The 22247-nt window shown below is 44.2% G+C and carries 24 protein-coding genes; 15 read left to right on the forward strand and 9 right to left on the reverse strand.

Annotated features, from left to right (window positions below; translation table 11 throughout):
- Positions 1–72: 72 nt before the first annotated feature.
- The 6 genes from MINF_RS01945 to MINF_RS01970 all read right to left on the reverse strand — a co-directional run bounded on the left by MINF_RS01945 (position 73) and on the right by MINF_RS01970 (position 7484).
- Positions 73–813: a 3-oxoacyl-ACP reductase family protein gene (locus tag MINF_RS01945; RefSeq protein ID WP_012462772.1), complete on the reverse strand. Its 741-nt coding sequence runs from the start codon at positions 811–813 to the stop codon at positions 73–75.
- On the reverse strand, positions 803–1723 hold the full coding sequence (locus MINF_RS01950; protein WP_148205087.1) for an ACP S-malonyltransferase: 921 nt from the start codon (positions 1721–1723) through the stop codon (positions 803–805). The genes MINF_RS01945 and MINF_RS01950 overlap by 11 nt, the downstream gene beginning before the upstream one ends.
- Before the next feature lie 56 nt (positions 1724–1779).
- Positions 1780–2478, reverse strand: coding sequence for an endonuclease III (gene nth / locus MINF_RS01955; protein ID WP_012462774.1), 699 nt, complete (start codon positions 2476–2478; stop codon positions 1780–1782).
- Between the two features lie 12 nt (positions 2479–2490).
- Positions 2491–3828, reverse strand: coding sequence for a 30S ribosomal protein S12 methylthiotransferase RimO (gene rimO, locus MINF_RS01960; protein WP_012462775.1), 1338 nt, complete (start codon positions 3826–3828; stop codon positions 2491–2493).
- Positions 3829–3894: 66 nt separating this feature from the next.
- Complete coding sequence (locus MINF_RS01965; RefSeq protein WP_187146959.1) at positions 3895–4986, reverse strand: helix-turn-helix domain-containing protein; 1092 nt, start codon at positions 4984–4986, stop codon at positions 3895–3897.
- Positions 4987–5003: 17 nt separating this feature from the next.
- Entirely contained in the window at positions 5004–7484 is a 2481-nt protein-coding gene (locus MINF_RS01970; RefSeq protein ID WP_012462777.1) for a DNA translocase FtsK, read from the reverse strand.
- Between the two features lie 198 nt (positions 7485–7682).
- Here MINF_RS01970 and MINF_RS01975 point away from each other — a divergent pair, with 198 nt between their 5' ends.
- Positions 7683–8318: a superoxide dismutase gene (locus MINF_RS01975; protein WP_048810051.1), complete on the forward strand. Its 636-nt coding sequence runs from the start codon at positions 7683–7685 to the stop codon at positions 8316–8318.
- On the opposite strand, the gene MINF_RS01980 is transcribed toward MINF_RS01975, so the two are convergent.
- Positions 8319–8615 carry a hypothetical protein gene (locus tag MINF_RS01980; RefSeq protein WP_012462781.1) on the reverse strand — a complete coding sequence of 99 codons (297 nt, stop codon included), beginning with the start codon at positions 8613–8615 and terminating at the stop codon, positions 8319–8321.
- A 56-nt stretch (positions 8616–8671) separates the two neighbouring features.
- On the opposite strand from MINF_RS01980, the gene MINF_RS01985 reads away from it, so the two are divergent.
- Both MINF_RS01985 and MINF_RS01990 read left to right on the forward strand, forming a co-directional pair.
- A complete protein-coding gene (locus MINF_RS01985; protein WP_012462782.1) occupies positions 8672–9178 on the forward strand; it encodes a DUF192 domain-containing protein in 507 nt (168 codons plus the stop codon).
- Between the two features lie 7 nt (positions 9179–9185).
- Positions 9186–9959, forward strand: a complete 774-nt coding sequence (locus MINF_RS01990; protein ID WP_012462783.1) for a histidinol-phosphatase HisJ family protein — start codon at positions 9186–9188, stop codon at positions 9957–9959.
- 12 nt (positions 9960–9971) lie between these two features.
- Here MINF_RS01990 and hpnC read toward each other — a convergent pair whose 3' ends face one another.
- The gene (gene hpnC / locus MINF_RS01995) at positions 9972–10889 is read right to left on the reverse strand and encodes a squalene synthase HpnC (protein ID WP_012462784.1); all 918 of its coding nucleotides are present in this window, start codon (positions 10887–10889) and stop codon (positions 9972–9974) included.
- A gap of 149 nt (positions 10890–11038) precedes the next feature.
- Between hpnC and coaE the strand changes: the two genes are divergently transcribed.
- The 5 genes from coaE (at position 11039) to MINF_RS02020 (ending at position 15242) form a co-directional block, all read left to right on the forward strand.
- Positions 11039–11647: a dephospho-CoA kinase gene (gene coaE, locus MINF_RS02000; RefSeq protein WP_012462785.1), complete on the forward strand. Its 609-nt coding sequence runs from the start codon at positions 11039–11041 to the stop codon at positions 11645–11647.
- A 157-nt stretch (positions 11648–11804) separates the two neighbouring features.
- Positions 11805–13259, forward strand: a complete 1455-nt coding sequence (gene rho / locus MINF_RS02005; RefSeq protein ID WP_148205088.1) for a transcription termination factor Rho — start codon at positions 11805–11807, stop codon at positions 13257–13259.
- A gap of 314 nt (positions 13260–13573) precedes the next feature.
- Positions 13574–14161 carry an inorganic diphosphatase gene (locus tag MINF_RS02010; protein WP_012462788.1) on the forward strand — a complete coding sequence of 196 codons (588 nt, stop codon included), beginning with the start codon at positions 13574–13576 and terminating at the stop codon, positions 14159–14161.
- A 65-nt stretch (positions 14162–14226) separates the two neighbouring features.
- Positions 14227–14646, forward strand: coding sequence for a MerR family transcriptional regulator (locus MINF_RS02015; protein ID WP_012462789.1), 420 nt, complete (start codon positions 14227–14229; stop codon positions 14644–14646).
- Entirely contained in the window at positions 14643–15242 is a 600-nt protein-coding gene (locus tag MINF_RS02020) for a heavy-metal-associated domain-containing protein (RefSeq protein WP_012462790.1), read from the forward strand. The genes MINF_RS02015 and MINF_RS02020 overlap by 4 nt, the downstream gene beginning before the upstream one ends.
- Before the next feature lie 24 nt (positions 15243–15266).
- Here the strand turns inward: MINF_RS02020 and merA are convergent, their stop codons facing one another.
- On the reverse strand, positions 15267–16919 hold the full coding sequence (gene merA, locus MINF_RS02025) for a mercury(II) reductase (protein ID WP_012462791.1): 1653 nt from the start codon (positions 16917–16919) through the stop codon (positions 15267–15269).
- Between the two features lie 318 nt (positions 16920–17237).
- Here merA and nifB point away from each other — a divergent pair, with 318 nt between their 5' ends.
- The 7 genes from nifB to MINF_RS02060 are packed head-to-tail and all read left to right on the forward strand — an operon-like array spanning position 17238 to position 22223.
- The gene (gene nifB / locus MINF_RS02030) at positions 17238–18809 is read left to right on the forward strand and encodes a nitrogenase cofactor biosynthesis protein NifB (protein WP_012462793.1); all 1572 of its coding nucleotides are present in this window, start codon (positions 17238–17240) and stop codon (positions 18807–18809) included.
- Between the two features lie 40 nt (positions 18810–18849).
- The gene (locus MINF_RS02035; protein WP_012462794.1) at positions 18850–19074 is read left to right on the forward strand and encodes a YfhL family 4Fe-4S dicluster ferredoxin; all 225 of its coding nucleotides are present in this window, start codon (positions 18850–18852) and stop codon (positions 19072–19074) included.
- Positions 19075–19076: 2 nt separating this feature from the next.
- A complete protein-coding gene (locus tag MINF_RS02040; protein WP_012462795.1) occupies positions 19077–19409 on the forward strand; it encodes a HesB/IscA family protein in 333 nt (110 codons plus the stop codon).
- Between the two features lie 16 nt (positions 19410–19425).
- A complete protein-coding gene (locus tag MINF_RS02045; protein ID WP_048810052.1) occupies positions 19426–19941 on the forward strand; it encodes a hypothetical protein in 516 nt (171 codons plus the stop codon).
- A complete protein-coding gene (locus MINF_RS02050; protein WP_012462797.1) occupies positions 19938–20756 on the forward strand; it encodes a 4Fe4S-binding leucine-rich repeat protein in 819 nt (272 codons plus the stop codon). The genes MINF_RS02045 and MINF_RS02050 overlap by 4 nt, the downstream gene beginning before the upstream one ends.
- Positions 20737–21015, forward strand: a complete 279-nt coding sequence (locus MINF_RS02055) for a nitrogen fixation protein NifZ (protein ID WP_012462798.1) — start codon at positions 20737–20739, stop codon at positions 21013–21015. The genes MINF_RS02050 and MINF_RS02055 overlap by 20 nt, the downstream gene beginning before the upstream one ends.
- Positions 21012–22223 carry a cysteine desulfurase family protein gene (locus MINF_RS02060; RefSeq protein WP_012462799.1) on the forward strand — a complete coding sequence of 404 codons (1212 nt, stop codon included), beginning with the start codon at positions 21012–21014 and terminating at the stop codon, positions 22221–22223. Before MINF_RS02055 ends, MINF_RS02060 begins: the two co-directional genes overlap by 4 nt.
- Positions 22224–22247: the final 24 nt, after the last annotated feature.

The raw sequence follows: 22247 nt of genomic DNA on the forward strand, positions 1-22247 counted from the left end.
GATTTTCCTCCAATTTATGAGATATTCTTCTTAGCAATGTAAAAATTTTTTTTTCAAAATTTATCAGTAAAATCAGGCTAGCAACCCTCCATCGATGACAAAAATTTGTCCCGTTATATAGTCCCCTCCTGGGCCTAATAAAAAAACAGCGAGCTTGGCTACTTCTTCGGCTTTCCCAAATCTTCCTAAAGGAATTTCTTTAAGAATCTTTTCTTTTCTTTCGAGAGGAATATTATGAGTCATATCGGTCTCTATAAAACCTGGACAAAGAGCGTTGCAGGTTATGCCCTTGGGGCCAAGTTCCTTTGCTACTGTTCGAGTCAAGCCGATGAGTCCTGCCTTCGATGCGGAATAATTGGCTTGTCCAGGAATGCCTATCAAAGCTGAAATAGAACTGATGTTTAAGATTCTTCCAAATCCTCTAGAAAGAAAATGCTTTCCAACCCATTTAATCAAGAAAAAGGAAGCCTTCAAGTTGGTATTTAACACGCTATCCCAGTCCGCTTCACTCATACGCAAGAGTAATCTATCTTCAGTCTTGCCCGCATTATTAACCAAGAAATCTATTTGTCCAAATTCTTTCAAGACTTCATCAATAGTTTTTTTCAACTGGGAAATTTCGGAAATGTCAAGGGCATAACCCTTGGCCCGGATCCCTAAACCTTTTAATGTTCGTTCTGTTTCCTCTACCTTTGCAGGATTTTTGCTTATGAAAGCAATGGATGTGCCCAGCATGGCCAGTTCCATGGCTATGGCTCTCCCAATTCCCCGGCTGGCCCCGGTAATTAAAGCGACTTTATCTTTAAAGCTCATTTTTTAATGCATTGATAGATTCTACATTCGATAGTGTTAAACAACGAATATGAGGAGCTATTTTTTTTAAAAAATTTCCAAAAATTTTCCTTGGAGAAACTTCAATAAACAGTTCTATGCCCCAATCAAGCATAAAATGCAAACTCTCTTCCCAAAGGACAGCCTTGCAAATCTGTTTGCTCAAAGTATAACGGATTTCATCAACATCTCGAGCTGGCGATGCCCTGAGATTAGTCACAACGGGCACAGAGGGCATTTTAAGGTCTACTTCCTTGAGAAGATCATAAAAGCTCCTTGACGGCTCTTCCATAAAGGAACTGTGGAAGGGACCGGAAACTTCAAGGGGGATTACCTTTTTAATGCCTTCTGCATGGGCAAGTTTAACGGCCTTTGTAATGGAGGCGGCTGAACCGCTCAGAACCTGTTGATCGGGGGAGTTGTAATTAGCCACCTCGCAACTCGACCGGGCAGCAATGGATTCAGCTTGTTTTCTCGAAGAACCGATTAAGGCGACCATTTTACCGGGATTCTTTTCCGAAGCTTCGTGAATGAGTCGGGCTCTTTGCTTGACAAGTTCAAGTCCGGTAAAGAAATCAAAGCTGCCGGCCGCCGCATAAGCGGTGAGTTCACCAAGGGACAATCCTCCCATCCCCAAGATATCTATTCCTTTTATTTCTTGGTGTAAAATCCTAAACACCGTGTATCCAAATACGAAGAGGGAAGGCTGGCAGTTTAGAGTTTGAGCTAACTCATCTTGTGGACCATGAAAAGATAATTGGCTTAAGGGTGAATGGAGATGTTTATCCGCTTCCAAGTAAAGATCCTTGGCTAAAGGGTAATGTTCGAAAAAATCTTTACCCATCCCTATCTTTTGTGCTCCTTGTCCGCAAAACAATAATCCGATCCGCATGATAGATGAAAAAAATAGACGACAGAATTTTTTGGTCAAATCTAATCGAAAAGAAATTAATTGTTGACTCCTATCTTGGGGCAAAGGAGGTTGAGTTCACAGTGGAGGCAGTCGGGATTTCTAGCTTTACACCTTTTTCTTCCATGCCAGATCAGCAGGTTGCTAAATGTTGTCCATGATTCTTGAGGAATGCATCGCATCAAATCAAGCTCTATTTTTTCGGGTTGTTTTTCTTTAGTCAATCCAAGCCTATAAGCCACTCGGCTGACATGGGTATCTACGACGATTCCTTCGTTTATGCCATAGGCATTTCCTAAAACGACATTGGCTGTTTTACGCCCCACTCCGGGTAATTCGACCAGTTTATCCATTTGGGGAGGAACCTGCCCGTTAAATTTTGTAGCAATCAGCCTGCAGGTATTCTTTATATTCCTGGCTTTTGTTTTATAAAAGCCAAGACTATGAATCATGCGTTCTAGTTCTTCTATGGAAGCCGAAGCATAATCCTCCGCAGTTTTATATTTTTCAAACAGCTTCGCGGTAACCAAGTTTACCTGCTCGTCGGTACATCGTGCAGAGAGAATGGTAGCGATGAGTAATTCCAAGGGATTCCTGAAAAAAAGGGCGGGCTTTGAATTGGGGTAAGTTTTTTCAAGGATGGCCAGGATCTTTGCTATTCTTTCCTTTTCATCCAAGCTTGCCGGACCGTGAGCCGGAGAGGACGCTTCGATTGCAGTTTTCTGCTTTTTTTTCACCGTTCCTGGCCTTTATCGGGCGATCAAATCGTATTCTTTGAAATCTACAATTTTAACTTCTGTGAAATGACCGGGGGGAAGATGATAGGGAACATGAACAAGAGCATCGACATCCGGGCAGTCCCATTCGGTTCGGGCTACACCGGGATAATCCACGAGAACTTTTAGAGTTTTTCCCACCAGCTCCTTGTTTTTTTCCTTCGCTATCTCTTTTTGGAGTTCCATGATTTTTTTTGCCCGTCTCTTTTTAACGATTTCAGGAACTTGGCCGTTCATTTTTTCAGCTTTTGTTCCTTCTTCAGCAGAGTAAGGGAATACACCAAGCCTGTCAAACTTGAATGAACTTACAAATGAACAGAGTTTCTGAAAATCTTCTTCCGATTCTCCAGGGAATCCCACGATGAGCGTCGTTCGGATAGCCGCGTTTTTAATTTTTGTTCTCATTTCCGCAAGAAGCTCTCTAATGTAGGATTCTTCAGTTTTTCTCTGCATTCTCTCAAGAACAGGATTGGAAATATGTTGGATGGGAATATCGATATACTTGGCGATTTTTTTTGAAGTGCTGAATTTCTCAATCAAGGATGCATTCCAATGGGCGGGATGGGTATAAAGGAGCCGGATCCAGAAATCTCCTTCCAGGGTTTCCAAGCTATCCAATAGGTCTACGAGCAAGGAAGATTGCCCGTTGGAGAGATCACGGCCGTAGAAGGTAGTATCTTGAGAAACAAGGATGATTTCTTTTGTTCCCCGTCGTATCATCGCTTCTGCTTCGGCGACCACATTCTGTATGGTGCGGCTTCGATACCTGCCCCTTATCCTGGGAATAATGCAAAAGGTGCAAGGATGATTGCATCCTTCGGCGATCTTTAAGTAGCCAAAGTGGGAAGGAGTGAGTTTGAGTCTTGGATGCTCAAAATCAGGAATAAACCTTGGAGAAAAATTCAATGCAGGCATCTCTTTGGAAGAGGGAGGGGTATCAATTAGCTGTTTTACGTAGAGATCGATCTTGGGAATGTCATCAAGGCCTAGAAATAGGTCGACTTCAGGAAGTAAAGCCGAAAGCTCCTTGCCGTAACGTTGATAGAGGCAACCGCTCACCACTATTTTTTGCTTTTTAGAGGTCGTTGTTCTCCTGTGGATGGCGGCAAGAATGGTATCGATAGATTCCTTTTTTGCAGGGAGTATAAAACCACAAGTATTGATTAACAGGATGTCAGCCTGGTGAGGGGAGGCGGTTAAAACCGCACCCGCTTCGAGCAGTTTCCCAAGCATGATTTCAGAATCAACGAGATTTTTAGAGCACCCCAAGGAAATCATGCCTACGCGAATGCCTGAAAGAGAAGTTTCCATAAAAACACCTATCTTATTCTTAAACGATTAAAACGGAGGGCCAAAATGTTAACAAAAGTTTATACCTCATGGAGTTGCCGGCAAAATAATATCCTGTGGCGATTCCCCCGCTGAAGCTACAGAAATGCTTTTGCCATCTAAAATGAATTCCACTTGCGAAACATTGGAAGCGCGGATTTGGAATCGGGGACCGATAAATTCTTTATGTTCCCCTCCATGGAGAACTCCAGAAAATACCTGCTTGGCCTTACCTCCCTCTATGACTTGAATAAAAATCCAGGAATCTTTCCTGGCCTGTACGACAAGCTTGTAGTTTTTTTCTGCAAAAGAAACAGCCGGTTCATCCGTGTTGTTTTCATCTGCTGAATCGGCATCGGATTCAATTTCCCCGTCCTTTGTCCTGGGATGATCTTCGAGATTAGGAACGGGTTCTGGGGTTACGGGCAACGCCCTCATGATCTTGACGTTTTCCGTATTTGAAGCCTCTGCGTTAGCGGATGAAGGAGGAGGAGAAGAAGAAGGGGAAGAAGAGAGGGACTGTTCTTGAGGTTTTTCTTCTGGCTTTATGGGGTGGAGGGGTGTTGCCCTTTTGACGGGTATATTTTCAACTTGAAAAAGGTTCCCTTGGCTTCCTTCTGTTGGCTGTTCTTTGGTCAGAGGCTCCAAAATCGAAGGTTTAAGCTCGGGACTTTTTCTTATCTGTTCTTCATGAGAAGCCATTTTCCCGGGGCCGTGGCGGAAAGAAGTGACTTGGTATATCCTATATAAGCCGATGGAACACATGAGAACAAAAAGGAGAAAGGCAAAGAAAAAGGCTATCTTTTGTGGAGTAAAAAAAGGCTCTTTTTCTACCGTTGGGTCAACATATTTTACGGGGAGGGTGATTAACAGGTGGTTGTCTTCTTCTCTAAAACCGAAAATGTTATCCAGTTCATCCAAGAGCGGTTTTTCATCCATCCCCAGGGTCCGGGCATAAATTCTTACAAAACCCCTCACCTGGGTTGAGGCGGGAATTTTTTCGTATTGATCTTGTTCTAATGCAGCAAGCTGTTCGGGAAGAATTTTGGTTATTTTTGATACGGTTTGCAAAGATAGGCCTTGGGCTTCCCGTGCTGCCTGAAGCCTTTGGCCTATCGTTTGTTTCATTCCCTGTTCCATAATTTTTCTCCTCCTCATTAAATATGGGGAATAGGTCCATTGAGATCGACCAGGATTTCTCGTGGTTTCGCTCCATTCTCTGGTCCTACAATACCTTTTTCTTCAAGAAGATCCATTACCCAAGCGGCCCTGTTATATCCCAATCTCAGTCTTCTTTGAAGAAGAGATGTGCTCGCTCTTTTTTCTTGCCAAATGATTTCAAGGCATTTTTGGACCAGCTCTCGATCGCTTTCGGAAATCTTTAATTGTTGGTCTTCATTTTCTATAGCCTCTTGCACCTGGGGCATAATAGAAGCGGGATACGCTTCTTTAATATATTCGACGACTTTACAAACCTCTTCTTCGGATACATAAGCCCCCTGACCGCGTATTAGCTTGGAGGTAGCAGGGGGAAGAAAAAGAAAATCCCCTTTACCGACGAGATTTTCTGCACCGTTTTCGTCTAGAATGACACGGGAATCAAGAGAACTGGCAACCTGAAAAGCAATTCGGGAAGGAATATTGGCCTTGATGACTCCGGTAATGACTTCTCTACGCGGGGTTTGGGTGGCAACGATCAAATGTATTCCCGCAGCCCTGGCTTTTGCAGAAAGCCTGGCGATGGCGACTTCAACTTCTGCAGGAGTAGTTTGCATCAAATCGGCAAGCTCATCGATAACGACTACAATCCATGGGAGTTTGTCTTTAGTTTCCCTGTTTGCTCCCTGGTTCGAAGAAGAATTCTGAAGTTCTAACTTCGAATTGTACGCTATGATGTTGCGGCTACCCGATTCTGCAAGCAAACTGTAACGTCTTTCCATTTCTTGGACCACCCATTTCAACCCATTGATCACTTTTTTAGGATCTACGATCACCGGGACGATCAGGTGGGCAATTCCATTATAAGCTTGGAGTTCAACTTGCTTAGGATCAACCAAGATCATCTTTAATTGATCGGGGCCAAAGTTGTAAAGCAAGCTCAAGAGTATCGCATTAATACAGACCGATTTCCCGGAACCTGTTGCACCGGCGATGAGCAGATGGGGCATTTCAAAAAGGTCGGCAATAAGAGGCTCCCCATAGACATCTTTACCTAATGCCAAGGGAATCTTAGCCTTGGAACTATTCCATGGAGAATGTTCTAGTATGTCTCTAAGAAAGACGGGAATTTTCTTGGCATTGGGGAGTTCTACTCCGACGCTGTCTTTCCCGGGAATGGGAGCCAAAATGTTTACTCTTTCGGCACGCATGGCTCGAGCTATGTCTCTTTGCAGGTTTTTGATCCTATCAACTCTAACGCCCGGCGCCGGATACAGTTCAAACCGGGTAATCGTGGGACCATAGGTGATTGAACCGGGACTGACTTCTATACCAAAACTGGACAAAGTATCTATAAGGAGTTTAGCCTGGTTGCGCAAATCGGCTTCTGGAACAATAACCTTGTCAAGAAACGGATTTTTTTGAAGAAGATGAAGAGCAGGCGGGGTGTATCCGCCGGAACCGGCAATAGAGGAGGGTTTATCGGGCTTCGGTTCCCCATGGAAAGTATTAGCTAGAGACTGGATAGAAACCGATTCTTTTTCTTTCGGCGGAGAAGTGGTTAAAGCCCCGGAAATTCCATCGAGAGAAGGGCTCTTGGAGTTTGCAACAGGGGGTTCGGGTAACGGTTTTTTGCTTTCCTTTTCTTTTTTTCCATAATTGAGCAAGTTTAATTTTTCAAGAAGGGAAGGCTTGGTTCCAGGGGAAAGGTCATAACCGGGTTCTTTTAAGTTTTTAAGGGCAAAAGCCCCAAGAGATCCCGTTTTTTTGTGCAAAAGATCTTCCGATCGCAAAGAACTGACAGCCTGTTTTTTTAAAACTTTCTGAATTTCTTTTTCTTCTTTTGTCAATTTCTTTTGGGCGATTTCGAGCTTTCCCAGGAGTCCTTTTTGTTGCAAGAGCTTTTCTTCGTGATGGGCTTCCCATTTATTTTTAATATAGAGAGCCAGCCTGATGAGACTCCTGATGGGCTCGGTTTCATATATAAGAACAAAAAAAAGAATCAATAAGGTTATAAGTAAAAAGAAACTGCCTGTTTGCCCTAAAAAGCGAACAAATAAATAGCGATTCAGGATATCACCGATGATTCCTCCAGGAGTAAAAACTTCTTGATTATGCTTGGCGAGTAGATTGAGAGAGGGTGGCAATTCCAAAAGAGCGGCCAAGGATACAAGGAAAAAAACACTCAAAAGGAGTTTCCCCCACCAACATATTCTAGCGTGAAGACCTACGGCTATTCCTGCAGTAATTAAAAGAACGGGGACGCCATAGGCACCAAAACCAAAGAAAGTAAAAAGAAAATAAGCGGTATAAGCTCCTAGAGGCCCCACAGCGTTTGAAGTTACTGCTTTAGGCGGCCATTGATTGAAGGGAACATCGGTATAATGGAAAGAAGAAAGACTGAGAATAAGCAAAAAGGCCAGTCCAAAACAGGTAATGCTGAAGAGTTCGAAAAGGAGAGAGTTGCGATCAGTAAACATATTGCCAATTTTGAGATCAAGAACGAAAACAGTTAACCGTGTTCACTTTTACAATAGCAAAAAAATAAAAAAAAAGAATTTCCATTTTATTCTTGTCGAAGGCTCTGCTTTTTTTAATAGTTAAAAACTCGGTCCCCATGTGGTTTTTTACTTATAAAAAATTGGGGAAAATTCTTCAATTTAAAAAGGAGGTTGATAATGGCATATCAAATTCCCCCATTACCTTATTCTTTTGATGCTTTGGAACCTTACATCAATACGGCAACAATGGATTGTCATTATAACGGACATCATAAAGCCTATGTCCAAAATTTAAATAAAGCCTTGGCTAATTATCCCGATCTTCAGCAAAAAACTCCAGAGGAGTTGCTCATTTCTCTCCCTGCCATTCCCGAGTCTATCAGAACTGCCGTAAGAAATAACGGTGGGGGACACGTCAACCATTCTTTTTTTTGGCAGATCATGGCCCCTGCCGCCGGCGGAAAACCTACGGGTAAACTCTACGAGGACATCCTATCTCAATTTGGGAGTTTTGAATCTTTTCAAGAAAAGTTTGAAGCTGCAGGTCTTGCTCGTTTCGGGAGTGGTTGGGTTTGGTTGGTTGTGAACAAAGAAGGGAAACTTGAGGTTGTTTCTACCCCTAATCAAGATAATCCCCTGTCCGAAGGACTTCAGCCCTTTTTTGGATGCGATGTGTGGGAACATGCTTATTACTTGAAATATCAATTTCGTCGAGGAGAGTGGCTTAAAGCCTTCTGGAATGTTGTGAACTGGACCGCGGTTGAAAGATTTTACTCCCAGGCGTTGGACAAAAATCTTCGTTTTTGTCCCTGATTAAAAAGCCATAATCAAATCGCTGCCGAAAATCAAATCAGCCAGAAGTCCAAGACCTCCGTACGTGGCTTTTTCGATGACGGGCAGGCTTCTGGCTTGATTGGCGTAAGCACAGCCAAGGACATGCACGCCCTCTGCAAGGGTCGCCAAGGATTCAATTTCCTTGACCCCTTCATCGAGGCAAAAGATATATATCTGATAACCTTGATTGTGGTAGAAAAATAATTTTTCCAGGAATTGTTGGTATCTCGAACTTTGTCTTGACACGGTCAGTATAAAAGTAAGGATTTTAATCATTTCTTTATATTTTTGGTTTAAGCTTCTCTTTTAAAAAAAGTAAGGATGTTTTTGATATGCGCATGGGAAAAAAGAAAAGAGGATGGGCAGATAGTTGTATTTTGTGGATGATCTCCATTCTTTTCTTTCCTCCCTTGAAAATCAAGGGTGAAGGAAAAGTCGATACGGTAATTCTTGTAGGGAAACTGCCTACTCAACATCTCACGGCTGAAGTGGTATGGAAAAACGAGGACCTGAGGCGAGGTTTAATGTATAGAGAAAGGTTGCCGGAAGAAAACGGGATGCTTTTTGTTTTGCCTTATGAACAAAAAGCTGTTTTCTGGATGAAAAATACCCGTATACCTTTATCTATCGCTTTTATGAACAAGGAAGGCAGGATCCTGGAAATTTATTCAATGAAACCCTTTGATTTAACTCCGGTCCCGAGTCGTTCTTCAGCAGTCAGATTTGCATTGGAAGTCAACGAAGGATGGTTTGACAGGCATAAGATTTCGGCCGGTGATCAGCTTCATCCCTTGAACATGTCTTGGGATCAACTCCTGGCTTTGTTAACGGCTAATTGAAATTTTTATGAAATTAATTGCTGATTTTCATATGCATCCCCAAGGACATAAACTCCAACCTTACACGCATGCACTGCTTGATCCTTGGGCTGAATCTTGCATGCAAAAGGGAATTGTCTATTTCTGTTTTACGGATCATGACCGGTATAGAGAAGGAGTAAATTTTAGCCTTTTTCGAGAGTGGAAGCAAAAATATCCAAATTTAAATATCGGTATAGGCATTGAAAGAGATAACGATCCTCTGACGGGGCGGTCTGGATTAGTCTGGGTAAGGGAAAACTGGGAAAACCTCGATTTTGTTCTCGGTTCCGTCCATTTTATCGGGGATTGGCCTTTCGATAGGGCCGGCTATGAAGAAGGGTTTTTAAAAAGACCGATTGAAGAGATTTATCGGGATTACACCGCTAACTTGTGCCGGTTGATTGATGAAGGTTTTATTGATTCCCTCGCCCATTTGGATCTCGTTAAGATATTTAATTATAAGCCAAAAGGGAAAATTCTCGATTATTTCTTGCCCGTTTTAGAAAAAATAAAAGAAAAAGATCTCTGTTTAGAGATCAATGCGGCAGGCTTGAGAAAACCGGTAAAAGAGCAGTATCCTTCGGAAGAGATTCTTTTTAAGGCGGTTGAATTAAAAATTCCTTTTTCCATTGGTTCGGATGCGCATTCCTGGGCAGAGGTGGCCAAGGGTTTTCCCCAGGTTATCGACCTTCTTCGCAAGCTGGGGGTTAAGGAATTGGTTGTTTTTAGAAATCATTCGAGACTCCCCTTGGCGCTTTAAAACAAAACAAGATCAAGCTTTCAGGAAAAGGGGTCTATCCTGTTGGTTTCTTTTTTTTTGAGAAAGACAGGTCCTTAGAGCCCGGCTAAAGAGAAGGGGAGCATCCTTGTAGTTGATTTTTGGCCTGGACTCTAGAGTGTTATATCCCCCTTTTACTATTTTTTCGAGTATTCTTTTGCCTCCATGCCAGGTTAATGCGATTTCAAGCTTTAAGGGGAAAGATAGGGTACCGATCAAAGCTTTGCCTTTTTCGAAAAGATCGGCGGTTCTTTGTACTTGGAAAGAAAGAAGATCTCTAAAACTAGGACTGAATTTTCTTTTGAAAAGATCGGTTTCGGAAACTTTAAACTGTTCCATTTCCTGTCTTGGCAGATAAATTCTATTTTTTTTCAGGTCTATAGAGATGTCTTGCCAAAAGTTAGCCAGTTGGAGAGCGGTACATATACAATCCGAACAGGAAAACTGGAAATCAGAGGTTTGGCGATGAAGGTGGAGGACTAATCTTCCAATGGGATTGGCGCTTTTTTTACAGTAGTCTAATACTTCTTCAAAATTCTCATACCTGTTTTTTAAAACATCCTGTCGAAAGGCATCGAGGAGATCTGTAAAAAGTTTTAAAGGAAGATCAAATTTTTGAATAGTATCGTGAAGGGCAACAAAGAGGGGATTTTCATCGCTACGGGAGGGATCAAAAAGATAAGATTGCCACCGGTCAAGCTTGTCGAGTCTTTCCTTTCTTTTTTGTTCATTTTCTCTTTCATTTTCTTTTAAAAAATAACCTTCATCGGCAAAATCATCCGCAACCCGAGCAAAGGCATATATGGCATGGACATGGGGGGCGAGCTCTTTGCCAACCAGCAAGCCAACGGGGAAATTTTCATAATGGGATGCGATCTTTTTGCAGTACAAGTAAGCTTGTGCAATGTTCATGAAAAGAATCCCTTATTCCTTTTAAAAACAAAATTAAACTTTCTCACAACAGTTTTTTGCCGGATCAACGATACTTTATTCCAAGGAGCTGTTAATTTTATAGTTGAATAAAAATCAATAATCGTAAAATAGATTTCCAATTTTAGCGTATGAATGTTTTTGGCCTAACAGGAGGAATAGGCTGTGGGAAAACCACTTTGTCGGGCTTTTTTATGACAGAGGGATTTGAGGTCATAGACACCGATCTGATTAGCCAAGAGCTTCTTCAACCGGGAAAAGAAAATTGGAAAAAAGTGGTTGACGAGTTTGGAAAAGAAATCTTAAATAAAGATAGCACTATAAATCGTAAATTATTAGGTCAGCTTGTTTTTCAGAACCCTGAATTGTTGGATAAATTAAATAAAATAACTCATCCTTCGATACGCCGACAGTGGAAGAGAAAAGTTTCTGAAACAAAGGAAAAGAATCCAAGAACACGTATAGTAGTTGTTATTCCTCTTTTATTCGAAGAAAAACTCGAAAAAGATTTTGATAAAATTCTGTGTATCGGCTGTTCTCCCCCTGTGCAATACAAAAGACTGTTAGATAGGGGGCTGATTCCGCAAGAAATTAAAATGAGAATTGAAAGCCAGTGGCCTTTAGAGAGAAAGATGGAATTAAGCGATTTTGCGTTTTGGAATGATGGATCAATTCAACTGCTCTATGAACAGGGCCGTGTTTTTTTAGCCAGGCTTAGGTCATTTGAAACGGGCTCATAATTTTTAGGTTGGAAAAAGGGCTGGATTTGGAGAGTTGAGGGAATCGAATACCAAAATTAACCATCAAGGAGATGAACCTTTAAGTTGTTCTTTTTAGTGTAATTACAATAATTTGAAAATGAGATCATCAAAAAAAAATCATTTAGAGGGAGTTGCGATGAAATCGCAAGAAGCTTCTGATTCTGAAAATAATTTGCCCTCTTCAATGAAATCCGAAAATGAAGGGGTAAAGAATAGTCGTGAATATCCTGAACCTGAACAAAAAGAAGAAAATATGGAAATGAGAAAATCTGTCCAAGAGGGGGAACTGCAATCAAAAAATAATGGTGTAGATGAACCCTTGGCAATGGGACCCGTCTTGGACTTAAGCAAGCTTCAACAGTTGTCTTTCTCCGATCTCCAGGTTAAAGCCGCCGAGTACCAGATTGAGAATCCTGGATTGATGAGAAAACATGAAGTGATCTTTGAAATTTTGCGCAGGAATGCCCAGAGAAACGGGGCGATTTATGGAGGAGGGGTTCTCGAGATATTGCCCGAAGGTTATGGTTTTTTAAGGTCCGAGGCCTATAACTATTTTCCATGCCAGGAAGATGTTTACGTTTCTCCCGCCTTAATAAGAAAATTTGGGCTCAAAAAAGGCAATTTGGTATCCGGTCCTATCCGTCCGCCTAAAGAAAAGGAAAGGTATTTTTCCCTTCTCCAAGTTGAAAAAATAGAGAACGAGGAACCTGAAAAAATTCGGGGGAGGATCATTTTCGATAACTTAACCCCTATCTTTCCTAACCGCCGGATTTTTCTTGAGGGGAAGTCCGGGGATCTTTCCATGCGGGTAATGGATCTGGTCACTCCCATTGGATTTGGGCAGAGGGGATTGATTGTTGCCCCTCCAAGAACGGGTAAAACCGTTTTAATCCAAAAAATTGCCAATGCGATTACCGAAAATCATCCTGATGCTCACCTGATCATACTTCTCGTTGACGAGAGACCCGAAGAAGTGACCGACATGGAAAGATCGGTGAGAGGAGAGGTGATCAGTTCGACCTTTGATGAAACTCCAGAAAGGCATGTCCAAGTTGCCGAAATGGTCATAGAGAGAGCAAAGAGAATGGCCGAAAACAAGATTGACGTGGTCATTTTATTGGATTCTTTGACGAGGCTGGCCCGGGCTTACAATACGCTCCAACCGCATAGCGGCAAGATCTTGACCGGCGGTGTCGATGCCAATGCCCTGCAGAAGCCGAGAAGGTTTTTTGCAACGGCCAGGAATCTTGAAGAAGGGGGCAGTGTAACCATAATTGCCACGGCGTTGATCGATACGGGCTCAAAAATGGATGACGTGATCTTTGAAGAGTTCAAGGGGACGGGGAACATGGAATTGCACCTTGACCGGGCGCTTGTGGATAAGAGAATTTATCCGGCCATTAATATTCCCAAATCCGGGACCCGCCGAGAAGAGCTTCTCTATCATCCCGACGAGCTGATACGCATTCATGTACTTCGTCGGGCGTTGTCCTCGGTTCCCCCCATCGAAGCCATGGAACTTCTACTCGAAAGATTGAAGAAAACAAAAAATAACGTGGAGTTTCTTCTTTCTATGAATCTGAAAGAGTAATCGAAATAGAGTTCCTGGCTCATTTACAAAAAACGGGCCGTAATCTGTCTTTGGGTTGGGAAAGGCTTTGTTGAACCGCGGAAGAATTTCAAAAAACTTGCAGGGCTGTTTTGTAAAAAAGTAAAGAGAAAAAAACAGGTTTTTTTTGTAGAAATTCCTTCATAGGATTTCCTTTTTCCAAACTTCAAAAAGGATTTTAGTTTCGTTCTCTACCCCAATCTCAAAGAGATCAGTCGGCAAGAGGGGGCAATCGCTTTTGAGCTTTTTGTTGATTTCTTCTGATGATCTGTCAAAGTTTTCTATAGTTTTTAGCCATGACCACTCCTTTTTCTAACCTGAGGAAGGGTGTTTTTCATCCCTGGCACGACGTCTCTCCGGGAGTGAAAGAACTGCCCTCTCAATTCCATGCCGTGATCGAAGTCTCCAGGGGAAGCTCAAACAAGTACGAATTGGATAAAGAAACAGGCCTTTTGCGGTTGGACCGCGTTCTTTATTCAGCGGTTTACTATCCGGCAAATTACGGGTTTATTCCCCGAACCCTGGCCGAAGATAACGATCCCCTTGATGTTTTAGTGCTGGGAGATGAGCCCGTCCTGCCGATGACCTTGGTTCATGCAAGAGCCATTGGACTGATGGTCATGGAAGATCAGGGACAGCTCGATCACAAGGTCGTGTGCGTACTCATGAGCGATCCCGAGTACAGCCAACTCAATGACATTCATGAGCTTCCCATCCATAAGCTTCGGGTGATACGTAGGTTTTTTGAAGATTACAAGGCCCTTGAGCATAAAAAAGTCGTTGTTGAAGATTTCCTCCCTTCCAAGGAAGCTCTTCCCGTTATCGAGGAGTCCCTGGAGAGATATAACCGGTGGAGACAACAGCACTCCTCTCTCTTTGATTAATATTTGAAAAGCAAGGAATGATTTTTTTTGACCCTGTACTTTAGTTTAGGGTTTATATTTTCTTTGTGGGAGAAAAGACCAACAATAAACCTTTGACAATCGGGCAGGTTGCTCGGCTGTCGGCTGTCGGGGTTGAAACTATTCGGTTTTATGAACGCAGGGGACTTCTTCACAAGCCCATGCGCTCCCCCTCCGGGTATCGCCTTTACGATCATAAGGCGGTCATAACGATAAATTTTATTAAGCGGGCCCAAGCCTTGGGATGGTCCCTGCGGGAGATCAAGGAACTTCTTTATTTACCCAAGGAAAGGGGCTGTGAAAAGATAAACTTGAAAATTCGGGCGAAGATCGAAGAACTGGATAACAAGATCTGTGACCTGCAGAGGATAAAACGGATGCTCAAGCAACTGGCTACCTACTGCAAAGGGAACAGGCAAGGAGAAGATTGTCCTCTTCTTATGACTTTAATGGAGAATGACCTATGAAAAGCACGAGGCTTGGGATTCTCTCCCTTATTCTGGCTTCGAGTTGTTGTGCAGGCCCTCTTCTTTTGGCAGCACTAGGACTGGGGGCAGGCTCAGCTTTTTTCGGCAAATTTCACTGGGTTTTTTTGATAGGGGGAGCCGTGTTGCTCCTTTGGGCATGGAAGCGGTATTGGTTTGAGCAAAAGAGTTGTAAATGTGAGACCAAGAAAGAGGAAACTCATCGGTCCCAGCTCATCACCCTCCAACTCTCTACGGTGTTTTTCCTCTTCTTTCTTGCCATGAACGTTTTCCCTTACGTTTTTGACCTGAAAGGATCGGAACAAAGCCTGCCTGCAGCGGCGCTCTCTCAGGGCAGCCTGGTGGCTAAAATCCCCATCGGAGGGATGAGTTGCGCCAGCTGCGAGTTGGAAATAAGCCACTCCCTTAAAAAGATCAAGGGAATAAAATGGGTGAAGGTGAGCTTTCCTTCCAAGGAGGCTACGGTGATTTACGATCCAAAAGAGGTAGAGATGGCCAGGATCCTTTCTGCGATTCGCGAAAGCGGTTATGAACCGGGCAGCCCTCGACTCTTCAAGCAACCTGTAGATGCCCACTAGAAACTCATTTTCAAGAACAAGCGGTCAGGTGGCACAACAGGAAAGCCTTCCAACGTCTTTTTTGAAGGTTAGCGCGGCAAGCTTGAAGGCTTCAGCCATGGTCAAGTAGGGATGCAAAGCTTCGATAATATCCTGGTAGGTTAAACCATGCCGGAGGGCTAATACGGCTTCCTCGATAACATCACCCGCTGCCGCGGCCAATACGTGTGCTCCTATGAGCCTGCCTGTTTTCTCCTCGGCGACGAGTTTGACTAAGCCTCGGCTATCCAGGGAGACGATCGCCTTGGGTACTTCTTGAATAGGCAATAGGGCGACAATGGTGGAATATCCCGCTTCTTTTGCTTGATCTTCGGTCAGCCCCACGCTGGCGATTTGGGGATCGGTGAAGGTCACGCGGGGAAGAGAAGAAAGATCGATAGCCCGATTCTTTCCGCTAATAGCGTTTTCTGCGGCAACTCCCCCTGTATAAGCGGATACGTAGACGAACTGGGGCAGGCTTGCGCAATCTCCGGCAGCATAAATCTCCGGATTTGTCGTCCTTAGGAACTCATCAACGAGGATTGCTCCCCGGTTTGTGACTTTTACGCCCACTTCCTCAAGTCCAAGGCCATTTGTGTTGGCGACTCGACCCGTCGCCGCAAGAATCTGCTCGACCTCCATCTCGATGACTTTACCCTCTTTTTGAACGGAGAGCCGCTTATGCTTGCTTCCCTTTTTTTCGACCTGGAGGATTTGAGTGTGGGTAAAAATTTCAATCCCCTCCTCTTCAAGGTAACGATGCAGGCTATCCCGGATCTCCGGCTCTTCTGCCATAGCTATGGCGGGTAAAGCTTCAAGCAGGACAACCTTGACTCCAAATCGACTGAACATCTGTCCAAGTTCAAGTCCAATGGCTCCAGCACCGATTACAGCAAGGGAAGCGGGAAGGGTTTTTAAGTCTAGGGCAGTTGTACTATCCAGGCAGCCTGTCTCCTTGAGACCGGGAACCGGGGGTATGGAGGGTGAAGAACCCGTGGCGATGAGAATCTTCCTTGAACTGTAAGATTTATCACCGACGATTACCCGGTTCCCTTGTGCCAGTCTTGCTTTACCCCGGATGAGGGAAATTTGAGGATAGACATCCAGAAGATGGATGTATTTAGATTGGCGCAAGGAGTTGACGAGCTTTTCTTTTTGATCAACGAGCTCTTTCCAGTTCAAGGATAGGGGGGCGGCTTTCAAGCCAGCGAACCGGGGATGGGATGCCCAGTGATAGATTTCTGCGGCTCGAATCAAGAACTTGGAGGGGATACACCCTACATTGACACATGTTCCCCCGATGGTTGATTCTTCCACGATCCCAATGTTTGCACCGAGCTCGGCAGCTTTTATAGCGGCGGCAAAAGCGGCCGATCCTCCTCCAATGATCAAAAGATCATAATCTTTTTTTTCTCTCTCTTTTATGGATTCGAAGGGTTCTTGTCCGGTGACGGTTCCACGGTAACCGGACCGTTCAATCCCTTTGAGAATGTCATCTATATTCAAATTCTCATCGATGACTAGGGTTCCTTTCTTTGTGCGCCAATCGGGAATATCCACTTCTTCCACTCCCTCTATGTTCCCCAAGGCTTCTTTGAGACGGCGTGCACAATCAGCACAATGCATTCCTTCAATCTGTACTATAATACGTTTGCTCATATCTTTTCCTCGTTGCCAGGCTTGGTTTTCCTTTTTTAGATTAATCTAAAGCCTTGACCATGCTACAGGGTCAACCTCTTTATTGAGCCGATTATCCCGGGAAAGGCTGTGAAAAAAAAACTTCCTGTGTGAGTTTTATCACAACCTTCACAAGAGGTTTTGTATCGATTCCGACAAGAATATTTCCCCGGGGCAAGCTTTATTCCAGATCGTGACACGGCTCAAAATGGAGGAATGAAAGCCTTCCACAAGGACAATGCCCTGTTGGCATATCTTTTGCTCAAACTTATCCAGAAAATCACAACAAGGAGGTAGTCGATGACCGCTGCTTTGACCGAGGTTGCAAAACCGAAAAATTTTCAGCGTTTAAAAACCCTTGGCTTATCCGTGACTTCCTTGGTTCAGCATCAAGGATGCGGTTCAAAAGGAGGCAGCGGAAAATCCAGTTGTGGATCGGGAGCAGGCGCTGGAGATCTACCCGAAGAAATATGGGAAAAAGTCAAAAATCATCCCTGTTATAGTGAAGAAGCCCACCATTATTATGCCCGTATGCATGTAGCGGTGGCCCCAGCTTGCAATATCCAGTGTAATTATTGTAACAGGAAGTACGACTGTGCGAACGAGAGCAGACCTGGAGTTGTAAGTGAAAGGCTTACCCCGGAAGAAGCAGCAAACAAGGTTTTAGCCGTGGCCTCTCTTATACCCCAGATGACCGTCCTTGGAATAGCCGGTCCGGGCGATCCCCTGGCTAATCCGGACAAAACATTTAAGACCTTTGAACTTGTAGCCAAGAAAGCTCCGGACATAAAACTATGCCTTTCTACCAATGGACTGGCTCTTCCTGATTATGTCAAGCGCATCAAAGAGTTTAACGTCGATCATGTGACGATTACCATCAACATGATAGAGCCCGAGGTGGGAGAAAAGATCTATCCCTGGGTTTTTTACAAGCATAAAAGGTACAAGGGCAAAGAGGCGGCAAGAATTCTCTCCGAAAGACAACTTGAAGGCTTGGAAATGCTGACCTCCGAGAAGATTCTTTGCAAGATCAATTCTGTAATGATTCCGGGAATAAACGATGAGCATCTTGTAGAAGTCAACAAGGCTGTAAAGTCAAGGGGGGCTTTCCTGCACAATATCATGCCGCTGATTTCTGCACCGGAACATGGGACTTATTTTGGATTAACAGGGCAAAGAGGCCCGACCGCCCAGGAGTTGAAAGCCTTACAGGATAAGTGCGAAGGGCAGATGAATATGATGAGACATTGTAGGCAGTGTCGTGCTGATGCGGTCGGGTTGCTTGGAGAAGATCGAAGTAGTGAATTTACCAAGGAAAAACTTTCTGCAATCGAGTTGAACTATAACCTGGAGGCCAGGAATGCTTACAAGAGTCAAGTCGAGCTTGAAAGACAGAAGAGGCTGGCTGAAAGGCAGCGGCAGTTACAAGAAGTAGCCAAAGAAAACAGCGATTTGAAAATTTTGGTTGCTGTAGCGACGAAGGGTGGAGGGAAAATCAACGAGCATTTTGGCCATGCCAAGGAATTCCAGGTCTACGAGGTGAGTACAAAAGGGTCGAAATTTATTGGACACCGTCGAGTCGATCTCTATTGCCAGGGAGGGTATGGAGAAGACGATGCTCTTGAGACCGTCATTCGGGCTATAAGAGATTGCGTAGCCGTATTCGTGGCAAAAATAGGGGCCTGCCCCAAAGAAGCATTAGAGAAAGCCGGAATCGAACCCATTGATCAATTTGCTTTCGAATACATTGAGAAAGCCGCCTTGAGCTATTTCAAGGATTATCTTCGGAGGGTGAGTGAAGGGTTGGTCGATCCAACGAAAAAGGGAGACGCCTTGATTCGCCAAGGAGCTTTGATTGCTCAGAATGGATAGAGAAAAGACAAAGAGAACAGCATGAAAAGGAGAAAACTCTATGGCTTATAAAATTGTGGCATCCCAATGCACGGGGTGTTCGGCATGTGAACCCGAGTGCCCCAATGGGGCAATATATGAAAAGGATGGTATCTTTGCCATCAATCCGGATAAATGCACGGAATGTATCGGCTTTTACGATGAACCCCAATGTGTATCCGTCTGTCCGGTGGATAACACCTGCATAATCGATAAAAGCCGACCCCGGTATAAAGCTAAAAATTAACCATGAAAATTGCTATTACACCTAATGCCAAAGGTTTTATTAGCCGGATGATTCGGATGTGTGGGGGGAGTAAAAATGCGGGGATGAGGTTAACCGTAGGAGAAGGAGGTTGTTCGGGGTTAAATACGGAATTCAGCGTCGAAGAAAAACCGTGGGAAGGGGACCTGGTGTGGGAGGATGGGATTAAGCTCTTTATTCCTCAAGAATGTGCTCCTTATTTTGATGATGCCATTATCCATTTTGTGGAAACTCCCATGGAAACGCGCCTTATTGTTTTATCTGGGAAAAGAGCACAAAACTCCTGTGGCTGTTCTTCTTCTCCACAAACAGGATAAAAACGATTGCTCGGATATGAATAGGACAATGTCCAACGAGATAGATACCTATGGGATTCCAGAAGATTATTGGGGAGCTTTGGATCCAGAAGCGGAAGAAGAACTTAAAAAAGCCTCTTTATCTTATCCCGATAAAAGAAAAGTTCTTTACCATTTAAGCAGGGCCTTTGAGAAAGCGGGAGCACATATGACCGTCCTTATTGGGATGTATCGGTTTTACTTCTATCAGAGCGATCTTCAGAAATCCCTTTACTGGGGAAAGCGGTGTGTTGCCCAGGCGGCAAAAAAATTGGGTATCAGCGAAAACTGGGAAAAATTGACCGAAGAACATCGCAATAGATTAAGAAAGGAAGAAAGTCCGCTTGTCGACCTCTATCTTAGGGCTTTTCATGCCGTTGCCTATCTGCTGGGCCGTTTAGGAAAAAAAGAGGAAGCTTTGAAAATGCTGGAGTTGCTCTGCCAAATCGATGAGTCAAAGCAACTTGGTGCCGAGAGACTGGTAGGAATATTGATGGCGGAGGAAAACTCATGAAAGATCTTTCAAAAGAATGCTTGGATTGGGAGGGCCTGCCGGTTAACTGTGCAAGCTGTCCCCACAAGGAGTTGGAACTCAAAGGGAAATGTCGCATGGGAGAAGCTTGTGTGCAGGATAGGTATGCAAAAAGAATAGAAAGGTTTTTCGAATGCAATCCCACCCTTGCGATCAACTATATCACCCATCCTTATTTTGAGATCCGTGCTATTGCATTGAGGTATGTTGACGGTCATCACCAGATTCGTCTTTCCATGGATCCCGATGAAACGGTCCGGATGAGCGCGGCTTATTATGTCCCTCGGAAATTTCTTTTGCGGATGCGCTTTGATGAAAGTCGTGAAGTGCGGATAAGAGCGGCAGGTTTGCTTGAAGGGTTGGATCTTGTCCCCATGCTGATCGATCCCGATTACTACGTTAGAATCCTCGTGGCAAGAAAAATCCCCTTGGAGTGGTTGATCTTCATGGTATCTGATCCCGAGCCGGCCGTGCGCATAGAGGTAGCTAAAAGGGTAGGAGATGAGGGATTGATCATGCTTGCCAATGACCTGGACGAAGAGGTCCGGCTGACGGTCGTATCTCGATTGGATACGAAGGAGTTAAACCGGTTTATAAACGATCCGAGCTGGAAGGTAAGGTTTGAAGTGGTTCGAAGAATCAATCCGAAATATCTTGGTCTCTTTTGTCAAGACCAGGATTCTTTTGTAAGAGAATTTGCCAAGATTCGAATGGAAGAGCAGTGGGGTTCGGCCTCATCGAATGGTTCCACAAAAGAATGGGAAAAAAAGAGTAACGATGAGAGAAAAGGATGTTAACGAACTTGACGGTCCTCCCGCTTTTGAATATGGCCAGCGAGTAAGAAGCAAAAAAAACATACGCAATGACGGGACATTTCCCGGGAAGGAAATCGGTGAGATCCTGGTTAAAAAAGGAGAGATCGGTTATGTCACCAGTATCGGAACTTTTCTTCAAAAATTTTACATCTACGGGGTAGATTTCGTGGAAAGGGGCTATCTCGTAGGGATGAAATCCGAAGAGTTAGAACCCGCCGAAGAAGAAGAAAAGGGACAATGAGAGAAAGGCTGTACTTGGATTACAACGCTACGACCCCTCTTTTAGAAGAGGTTTTCGAAGCCATGCTCCCTTGGCTCGGTCCAAGATTTGGCAATCCCTCGAGTAGTCATCGTGAAGGGAAAGAAGCTAAAGAAGCTTTGTTTCTTTCCCGCAAGCAAATTGCCCGCTTTCTGGGGGCAAAGCCCGAAGAAATTATTTTTACAAGTGGTTGTTCGGAAAGCATAGCTTTGGCTTTCAAGGGAGTTTTGGGCGCCGCTCCCGAAGGGAAAAATAAGATTGTCGTTTCGGCGGTTGAACATCCCGTAGTCTTTAGTTTGCTCAAGCAACTTGAGAAAGAAAACGTAAAAATTGGCGTTGTGGGGGTGGACAGGGATGGAGCTATCAGGCTAGAAGAACTTCAAAAGGCTTTAGATCCCTCCGTTATCCTGCTCAGTTTTCTGTGGGCAAACAACGAAACGGGGGTGCTTTTCCCTATCCAAGAAATCGGCCGTTTCGCTAAAGCTCAAGGAATCCTTTTTCACGTGGATGGGGCTCAAGTAGCAGGCAAAATCCCTATCGATCTTTCAGCTCTTCCCATCGATCTCTTTTCCCTTTCAGCGCACAAGTTTTATGGCCCCAAGGGAATTGGAGTTCTTTACAAGAAAAAGGGGGTAGAGCTGGCACCCCTGGTCCCGGGTCATCAAGAAAGGGGTTTAAGGGGAGGCACAGAAAACGTTGCAGCCGTGGTGGGGATGGCAAAAGCTTGTGAAGTGGTCGAAATGAAGATGAAAGGGGAGAGCTTGAGGCTTCAAAAATTGAGGGATGGGATGGAAGAGCGGATTAAAAAGCAATGGCCAGGAGCAGTAATCGTCGGGGAAAGGAATACCCGCATTTGTAATACTTCGAACATCATTTTTCCGGGAATAGACGCCGAGGAACTGCTGAATTTTCTTGATCTGAACGGAATTGCTGTTTCAACTGGATCGGCGTGTACAAGGGGCAGCCAGGAACCATCCCACGTTCTCATGGCGATGGGATACGACTCCCAAGAGGCTTCTTCGGCGCTAAGAATTTCTTTTGGATACGCCACCACAGCGAAAGAAATAGAAGGCTTCTTGGACGTTCTTTTTTCGTTTAAAAAAAATCGGGCTGATTTGGACCCTGGGCATGAGCCAAAAGAGACGGGGAAGGAGACTGCCGGAAATGCTTTCTTGAAGGATTTGGCATGATTATTGCTGAGCTTGAAACAAACC

The organism is Methylacidiphilum infernorum V4 (assembly GCF_000019665.1).
GTDB lineage: Bacteria > Verrucomicrobiota > Verrucomicrobiia > Methylacidiphilales > Methylacidiphilaceae > Methylacidiphilum > Methylacidiphilum infernorum.

Excerpts from the sequence above, each read along its gene's own strand:
- MINF_RS01965 (WP_187146959.1), bottom strand. The coding sequence starts at position 4,986 with ATGGAACAGGGAATGAAACAAACGATAGGCCAAAGGCTTCAGGCAGCA.
- MINF_RS02040 (WP_012462795.1), top strand. The coding sequence starts at position 19,077 with ATGAAAATTGCTATTACACCTAATGCCAAAGGTTTTATTAGCCGGATG.
- hpnC (WP_012462784.1), bottom strand. The coding sequence starts at position 10,889 with ATGAACATTGCACAAGCTTACTTGTACTGCAAAAAGATCGCATCCCAT.
- MINF_RS02055 (WP_012462798.1), top strand. The coding sequence starts at position 20,737 with ATGAGAGAAAAGGATGTTAACGAACTTGACGGTCCTCCCGCTTTTGAA.
- MINF_RS02045 (WP_048810052.1), top strand. The coding sequence starts at position 19,426 with ATGAATAGGACAATGTCCAACGAGATAGATACCTATGGGATTCCAGAA.
- MINF_RS01990 (WP_012462783.1), top strand. The coding sequence starts at position 9,186 with ATGAAATTAATTGCTGATTTTCATATGCATCCCCAAGGACATAAACTC.
- MINF_RS02050 (WP_012462797.1), top strand. The coding sequence starts at position 19,938 with ATGAAAGATCTTTCAAAAGAATGCTTGGATTGGGAGGGCCTGCCGGTT.
- MINF_RS02060 (WP_012462799.1), top strand. The coding sequence starts at position 21,012 with ATGAGAGAAAGGCTGTACTTGGATTACAACGCTACGACCCCTCTTTTA.
- rimO (WP_012462775.1), bottom strand. The coding sequence starts at position 3,828 with ATGGAAACTTCTCTTTCAGGCATTCGCGTAGGCATGATTTCCTTGGGG.
- MINF_RS01985 (WP_012462782.1), top strand. The coding sequence starts at position 8,672 with ATGCGCATGGGAAAAAAGAAAAGAGGATGGGCAGATAGTTGTATTTTG.
- MINF_RS01980 (WP_012462781.1), bottom strand. The coding sequence starts at position 8,615 with ATGATTAAAATCCTTACTTTTATACTGACCGTGTCAAGACAAAGTTCG.
- MINF_RS02020 (WP_012462790.1), top strand. The coding sequence starts at position 14,643 with ATGAAAAGCACGAGGCTTGGGATTCTCTCCCTTATTCTGGCTTCGAGT.
- MINF_RS02035 (WP_012462794.1), top strand. The coding sequence starts at position 18,850 with ATGGCTTATAAAATTGTGGCATCCCAATGCACGGGGTGTTCGGCATGT.
- MINF_RS01970 (WP_012462777.1), bottom strand. The coding sequence starts at position 7,484 with ATGTTTACTGATCGCAACTCTCTCCTTTTCGAACTCTTCAGCATTACC.
- rho (WP_148205088.1), top strand. The coding sequence starts at position 11,805 with ATGAAATCGCAAGAAGCTTCTGATTCTGAAAATAATTTGCCCTCTTCA.
- MINF_RS01950 (WP_148205087.1), bottom strand. The coding sequence starts at position 1,723 with ATGCGGATCGGATTATTGTTTTGCGGACAAGGAGCACAAAAGATAGGG.
- coaE (WP_012462785.1), top strand. The coding sequence starts at position 11,039 with ATGAATGTTTTTGGCCTAACAGGAGGAATAGGCTGTGGGAAAACCACT.
- MINF_RS02010 (WP_012462788.1), top strand. The coding sequence starts at position 13,574 with ATGACCACTCCTTTTTCTAACCTGAGGAAGGGTGTTTTTCATCCCTGG.
- MINF_RS01975 (WP_048810051.1), top strand. The coding sequence starts at position 7,683 with ATGGCATATCAAATTCCCCCATTACCTTATTCTTTTGATGCTTTGGAA.
- nifB (WP_012462793.1), top strand. The coding sequence starts at position 17,238 with ATGACCGCTGCTTTGACCGAGGTTGCAAAACCGAAAAATTTTCAGCGT.
- MINF_RS01945 (WP_012462772.1), bottom strand. The coding sequence starts at position 813 with ATGAGCTTTAAAGATAAAGTCGCTTTAATTACCGGGGCCAGCCGGGGA.
- merA (WP_012462791.1), bottom strand. The coding sequence starts at position 16,919 with ATGAGCAAACGTATTATAGTACAGATTGAAGGAATGCATTGTGCTGAT.